This window comes from Plantactinospora solaniradicis (assembly GCF_042658085.1).
Classification (GTDB): domain Bacteria; phylum Actinomycetota; class Actinomycetes; order Mycobacteriales; family Micromonosporaceae; genus Plantactinospora; species Plantactinospora solaniradicis.
The window spans coordinates 69,264-76,195 of sequence record NZ_JBHSPR010000008.1 but is presented as its reverse complement, the minus strand read 5'-3'; the positions used below and the strand labels follow the sequence as shown (position 1 = coordinate 76,195).

Below are 6,932 nucleotides of genomic sequence, written 5' to 3'. Positions count from 1 at the left end.
GTGGTCGCTGCCGCCGCTGGCCGACGCAACGCCGACGCCCCCCGACCGCACCGGACGAGGCTGTGCCAGGCTGTCCGGGTGAACGACAGCCGCCCTCTGCTTCTCGTCGATGCTGCCAGCCTCTACTTCCGGGCCTACTTCGGCATTCCGGAGTCCGCAGCCAAGGCGCCCGACGGCAGCCCGGTCAACGCGGTACGGGGATTCCTGGACATGCTCGCCACGCTGATCCGCTCCCGTCGGCCGGACCGGCTGGTCTGCGCGCTCGACTACGACTGGCGCCCGGCCTGGCGGGTGGCACTGCTGCCGTCGTACAAGGCGCACCGGGTGGCACCCGAGGGCGGTGAGGTGGTACCCGACACCCTCTCCCCGCAGGTCCCGCTGATCCTCGACCTGCTGGCGGCGATCGGGATTCCGGCCATCGGGGTGGACGGCTACGAGGCCGACGACGTGATCGGCACCCTCACCGTCACCCAACCGGCCCCCGTGGAGGTGGCCTCCGGCGACCGGGACCTGTTCCAGCTCATCGACGACGGCCGACCGGTGCGACTGCTCTACTGCGGACGGGGCGTGGCGAAGCTGGAGGACTGCGACGACGCCGCCGTCCGGGCCAAGTACGGCGTGCCGGCCGCCGGGTACGCCGATTTCGCCGCCCTGCGCGGCGACCCCAGTGACGGCCTGCCCGGGGTTGCGGGCGTCGGAGACAAGACCGCGGCCCGACTTGTCGACCGGTACGGCAGCCTGGACGGCATTCTTGCCGCGCTGGACGACCCGACGTCCGGCTTCGCCCCCGGGCTGAAGACCAAACTGAACGCCGCCCGGGACTACCTGGCCGTCGCGCCGAAGGTGGTCAGGGTGGCCCTCGACGTACCGGTGCCGCCGCTGACCACGACGCTGCCGGCGGCGCCGGTCGATCCCGACCGGCTACTCGCCCTGGCCGAGCAGTGGAACCTCGCCGGCCCGTGCCGCCGCCTGGTCGACGCCCTCGCGGCGAACGTCACCGCCTGACCGCGCGGGCGCGGATCGAAGCTCAGTCGAAGCGTCGGCTGCGCCGGCCGGGTACCGGACCGGCACCGCCGGTCGGTCGGCCGGTGGCCCGGCCCGCCCCGGGCCGCACGGCGTCCCCGTCCACGGCGGCCCGATCCGCGGCGGCCCGATCCGCGGCGGCTCGCTCGGCGGCCCGGTCGGCCAGGTACACCGAGGCGGCCCGGTCGTCCTCGGTCGGCGACGCAAGTAGCGCGTAGAACAGCACGAACGCGACGAAGACGACGATCAGCATGATCGGCAGCAGCAGGGTGGAGCCGTTGGCGCCGGACGGAGCCGGTGCGGTCGGCTGCGAGTGGACGGACATCGCCGCCATCCCGGTGTAGTGCATTCCGCTGACCGCGAACCCCATCACCAGGGCCGCACCGGTCACGGCCCGGGAGCCACGGACGTTCACCGCCAGCCAGAACGCCGCCGTCGCGGCGACCACCGCGATCAGCACGGAGACTGCCACCAGGGACGGCGCGTAGTCGACCTTCCCCCGCATCCGGATCGCCCCCATCCCCAGGTAGTGCATGCCCGCCACGCCGAGTCCGGCGAACAGTCCACCGAAGATGATCCTCGGCCAGGAGACCCGGCCGAACCCGACGATGACCAGGCCGACCCCGACGACGACGACGGCGATCAGCGCACTCAGAATGGTGGTCGGCACGTCGTAGCGGATCTGGGTTCCGGAGACCCGGAAGCCGAGCATGGCGGTGAAGTGCATGGTCCAGATCGCCGTGCCGCCGATCGCCCACGCCGCGAGGCCGATCCACCAGGCCCGGCGCCCCGTGGTCTGTGCCTCCCGAGCCCGTGCCGCGCAGAGCAGCCCCAGGAACGAGCCGAGGACGGAGAGCGCGTAGCTCAGGACGGGGGTGATCCAGCCGTACTGGAAATGATCGATCGTGGCCATGCTGATGATCCCCTTGTGCCGCTGACAACGGCGCTGTTCCGCACCCGGCACATGATGATCACTTGTGGCTCGACCAGCCACAACGGAACCTTCGGGCCCATCTGCCGGCCGAGCGGCCGTAGGCAGGCGGTACGGAAGATCAACATAGGAGGAGCCGAGGCTGACCGGCAGGAGCCGAGAACCGTCCGAAGGGCGGAGCGGAGCTGCCGGTCAGTGGTGTCCGGGCTCCACCGTTCCGATCGGCACCGGGCTCCTCAGGTCGCCCCGTGGTACGCGAGCACACCCCGGTTGATCGAGCCCATCGCCTGCCGCGCGGCGCCCCTCAGTTCGACGGAGGCCCCGGCGGAGTCGGCGACCTGGCCGAGCAGGTCCACCACCTGCCGGGCCCACCGGACGAAGTCGCCGGCCGGCATGTCGCCGTCGAGGTTGTGGCCGCTGGCCAGCACCTTCGCCAGCGGCTCGCCCTTGGCCCAGCGGTAGACCGGCCAGACGAAACCCAGGTCGGGTTCGCGGGTCGCCTCCAACCCTCGGGCCGCCTCGTCCGACTCCAACTCGGCCCAGATCTTCAACGTCTCGTCCACCGCCGCCGAGACCACGCCCCGGGGCACCGAGGCCCGCTCGTCGGTGTCCCGGCGTGCCTCGTAGACCACCACCGAAACGGCGGCGGCCAGCTCCGACGGCGACAGCCCGGCCCAGACCCCCCGGCGCAGGCACTCCGCCACCAGCAGATCGGCCTCGGTCCAGATCCGACCGAGCATCCGGCCGGCGTCGGTCACCTCGCCGGAATCCGACAGGTAGCCACGCGCGGTGAGGATCCCGCAGACCCGGTCGAACGTCCGGGTCAGCGAGCCGGTACGTCCGGCCACCCGTTGACGTATCTCCGCGGTGTCCCGCTCCAGACGCCGACGGCGCTCCGCCCACCGGGCGTGCTCCTCCCGATCCGGGCAGGCGTGGCAGGGATGCTGGCGCAGTTCGGCGCGGAGCTGGGTGAGCCGCTCGTCCTCACCACCGCCCCGGGACCGGCTGCCGCGCCGTCCGGCGTGCCGGTCCAGTCCGGTACCGCTCACCGCCGCGGCCAGATCCCGCCGGGCGGCCGGCGAGCGGTGGTTGAAGTTCTTCGGCACCCGGATCCGGGCCAGCACCTCGGCCGGGGTGGTGAAGTCGCCGGGGGTGATCCGGCCGGCCCACCGGTCCTGGGTCAGCACCAGCGGGCGGGGCTCACCGAACCCGCTGACGCCCGGATCGAGCACGACGGCCAACCCGGCCCGGCGACCCGACGGCACCCGGATCACGTCGCCGACCCGCAACCGCTCCAACGCGGTCAGGGTCGCCGTCCGCCGCTGGTTCTGCCCCTGCCGGGCGAGCGTCTGCTCCCGGTCCGCGATCGCCAACCGCAGCCCGAAGTACTCGTCGAAGTCCCCGAGGTGGCAGCGGATCTCCGCGCCGTACGCCTCGATCGTCTCGACGTTGCGCTGCACCTGGCGGGCCAGGCCGACCACCGAGCGGTCCGCCTGGAACTGGGCGAACGACGACTCCAGCAACTCGCGCGCGGGCGCCGCGCCGACCGAGCCGACCAGGTTGACCGCCATGTTGTACGAGGGCCGGAAGCTGGACCGCAGCGGATACGTACGGGTGGAGGCGAGCCCGGCCACGTGCCGGGGGTCGACCTCGGGTGACCAGACGACGACGGCGTGCCCCTCGACGTCGATCCCCCGCCGGCCGGCACGGCCGGTGAGCTGGGTGTACTCCCCCGGCGTCAGGTCGACGTGCGCCTCGCCGTTGAACTTGACCAGCCGTTCGAGCACGACGCAGCGGGCCGGCATGTTGATGCCGAGCGCCAGGGTCTCGGTGGCGAAGACCGCCTTCACCAGACCGCGTACGAACAGTTCCTCGACCACCTCCTTGAACGCCGGCAGCATGCCCGCGTGGTGGGCGGCGAGTCCACGCTCCAGGCCGTCGAGCCACTCCCAGTAGCCGAGTACCGCCAGATCCTCGCCGGGCACGCTGGTGATCCGACTCTCCACCACCCGCCGGATCTCGGTCCGCTCCTCCGGGCTGGTCAACCGCAGCCCGGCGGCCAGGCACTGCTGGACGGCCGCGTCGCAGCCGGCCCGGCTGAAGAGGAACAGGATCGCCGGCAGCAGCCCCTCCCGGTCGAGCCGTTCGACGATGTCGGCCCGCAGCGGTCCGCGCCAGCGGGGCCCCCGGCCGCCGCTGCGCCCCCAGCCCGGCCCGTGCGTACGGCCGTCCCCGAGTTCGAGCCGGCGCAGCATCTCCCGGGTGTAGCGCAACAGTTCAGGGTGCACGTCGTGCTTGCGGGCCGCGTCGGCGTCGTGGAAGAGGTCGAACATCCGCCGGTTGACCAGCATGTGCTGCCAGAGCGGCACCGGACGGTGCTCGCTGACCACCACCTCGGTCTCGCCCCGGACGGTGACCAGCCAGTCCGCGAACTCCTCCGCGTTCGAGACGGTCGCGGAGAGCGACACCAGGGTCACCGACTCCGGCAGGTGGATGATCACCTCTTCCCACACCCCGCCACGGAACCGGTCGGCGAGGTAGTGCACCTCGTCCATAACCACGTACGCCAGGCCGGTCAGGGTCGACGAACCGGCGTAGAGCATGTTGCGCAGCACCTCGGTGGTCATCACCACCACCGGCGCGTCGCCGTTGATCACGTTGTCCCCGGTCAGCAGCCCCACCTGGTCGGACCCGTACCGGACCACCAGGTCGTGGTACTTCTGGTTCGACAGCGCCTTGATCGGTGTGGTGTAGAAGCACTTCCGGGCCACCCCGCCGGCAGCGGGCAGTACGGCGGCGGCCGGACGGGTAACGGAGCCGCCTCCGGTCACCGCGCCGGCACCGCCACCCGAGGCGCCGGTGCCGGCGTGCAGCGCCAGATGCACCGCGAACTCGCCGACGACGGTCTTGCCGGCGCCGGTCGGAGCGCAGACCAGTACGCCGCTACCCCGCTCCAGGGCCTGGCACGCCTCCCGCTGGAAGTCGTCGAGTTCGAACCCGAGTTGCTGGGCGAACTCGTTCAGTGCAGGAAAGGTGCTGGCCTGCGCGGCCCGGCGGCGCGCCGCGGCGTACCGCTCGGCAGGGCTCGACATGACACCAAGATTAATGCGTAGTGCGAGGTCGTACCCCGGCAGGCCGTGCAGCGGTCCGGGTAGAGCCGGTCGGTAGGGTGCACGACGTGCCGGATCATGCCGAACCGCCCATGCCCCGTACGTCGAGCGGAACCTCCCACTCCGCCCAGCGGCAGCCGCCCCGACGGCCGGTCGACGCGGTGCTATTCGACTTCCATGGCACTCTCGCCCAGGTGGAGGACCCGGTCGCCTGGGTACTGGCCGCCGCCGCCGAGTGCGGGACGACGCTGGAGCGCCCCCGCGCCACCGCCCTGGCCGACCGGCTGGTGATGGCCGGACGCGCCGGTGGGCCGCTACCCGCCCGGGTACCGCCGCACCTGGCCGAGGTGTGGGCGGAACGGGACCTGTACGCGCCGTCCCACCGCGCCGCCTACGTCGGGCTGGCGTCGACCGTCGACGCCGGGGTGGACGGGCTCGCCGAGGCTCTCTACGAGCGACTGCTCTCCCCCGTCGGCTGGCTCCCGTACGCGGACACCGCGGACACCCTGCGCGCACTTCGGGAGGCGGGTGTCCCGGTCGCGGTGGTCAGCAACATCGGATTCGACCTTCGGCCGCACTTCGACGCCTGGAAACTCACCGAACTGGTCGACGCGTTCGTACTGTCGTACGAGGTGGGGCGCTGCAAGCCCGACCCGGCGATCTTCCTGCGCGCCTGCGGAATGCTGGGCGTCGACCCGGAGCGGACCCTGATGGTGGGTGACACCCCGGCCGACGCCGGGGCGGTCCGGGCCGGATGTGCCGCACTGGTGCTGCCGGCGGCCGAGGCGGGGCAGGCGAACGGGCTTGCCGCCGCGCTGGACCTGGCCGTCGCCGACGGCCGCTGACCGGGCGCCCCGCCCCGCCGGAGCGCGCCCGTGACGGGTCAGCGCAGCAGGCGTACCGCGGCGGGCACGGCGGTCACGGTCACCGGCAGTGGCAGGGCCCGTTCGCCGTCCGCGTACCCGACGATGTCCTCGGCGACGAGTTCGACCGTCCGGGCCCGCGCGCTGTGCACCATCGGATGGTCGAGGTGGGTACCCCGGTAGACCCGTGGCTTGATCCGGGTCAGGGTGGCCCGGCCGACCGGTCCGGCGTACACCACGTCGAGCAGCCCGTCGGTCGGGTCGGCGGCCGGGCAGATCCGCATTCCTCCGCCGTAGCTCGGGCAGTTGCCCACCGCCACCAGCACCGCCTCCAGCTCCTGTGGCACCCCGTCCAGCCGCAGCGTGTAGTGCCGGGGCCGGAGCCGGGCCAGTTCGACCAGGATGGCGAGGTCGTAGCGGCGCCGCCCACGGGGCCAGGACATCCGGTTGGCCCGCTCGTTGACGAGCGCGTCGAAGCCGGCGGCCAGCACCGCGCCGTACCACCGGACGGCACCGTCCCGCCCGGTCATCCGGGCCAGGTCGGCCGGACTGGTCCGACCCGATGCCAGCGCCCCGACCATCACGTCGACCGCCGCGAGCGGATCGGCCGGGAACCCGGTGCCGACCGCGAAGTCGTTGCCGGTACCCGCCGGCACCGGTCCGAAGCCGACCGCGGCGCCGGCGACCGCCTGGAGGGCCAGGTGGACGGTACCGTCGCCGCCGACCGTGACCAGGGCGGCGGCGCCGTCGGCGACCGCCGCGCGGCAGGCCTGCGCGGCCCGCGCGGGGGATTCGGCGTCGAGCAGCTCCACCGGCCGGCCGGCCGCGCCGAGCCGATCCAGTACGGCCGGCAACAGCCCTCGGTACCGGCCCCGCCCCGCGGTCGGATTGGCCAGCACGGCCACCCGGCCGTCCGGTAACGGGCCAGCGGAGGCGGACCCGGGAAGCTGATCGTTCACGGTCACGGCCAGCACCGTACCGCTGGCCGTGACCGGTCCGACAGGT

The 6,932-nt window shown here is 73.0% G+C and carries 5 protein-coding genes; 2 read left to right on the top strand and 3 right to left on the bottom strand.

All coding sequences use genetic code 11. The annotated features are described in order from the left end of the window. Positions 1–78 precede the first annotated feature (78 nt). Positions 79–1,005, top strand: a complete 927-nt coding sequence (locus ACFP2T_RS10145; RefSeq protein WP_377420897.1) for a 5'-3' exonuclease — start codon at positions 79–81, stop codon at positions 1,003–1,005. Positions 1,006–1,027: 22 nt separating this feature from the next. Here ACFP2T_RS10145 and ACFP2T_RS10140 read toward each other — a convergent pair whose 3' ends face one another. Together ACFP2T_RS10140 and ACFP2T_RS10135 are read right to left on the bottom strand one after the other, a co-directional pair. Beyond that, entirely contained in the window at positions 1,028–1,936 is a 909-nt protein-coding gene (locus ACFP2T_RS10140; RefSeq protein WP_377420084.1) for an MHYT domain-containing protein, read from the bottom strand. Positions 1,937–2,190: 254 nt separating this feature from the next. Next, positions 2,191–5,046: a DEAD/DEAH box helicase gene (locus ACFP2T_RS10135; protein WP_377420082.1), complete on the bottom strand. Its 2,856-nt coding sequence runs from the start codon at positions 5,044–5,046 to the stop codon at positions 2,191–2,193. Between the two features lie 86 nt (positions 5,047–5,132). Here ACFP2T_RS10135 and ACFP2T_RS10130 point away from each other — a divergent pair, with 86 nt between their 5' ends. Next, positions 5,133–5,909 (top strand): HAD family hydrolase, encoded by a 777-nt coding sequence (locus ACFP2T_RS10130; RefSeq protein WP_377420081.1) that lies wholly within the window; start codon positions 5,133–5,135, stop codon positions 5,907–5,909. A 38-nt stretch (positions 5,910–5,947) separates the two neighbouring features. Here ACFP2T_RS10130 and ACFP2T_RS10125 read toward each other — a convergent pair whose 3' ends face one another. Continuing rightward, on the bottom strand, positions 5,948–6,892 hold the full coding sequence (locus ACFP2T_RS10125; protein WP_377420079.1) for a diacylglycerol kinase family protein: 945 nt from the start codon (positions 6,890–6,892) through the stop codon (positions 5,948–5,950). Positions 6,893–6,932: the final 40 nt, after the last annotated feature.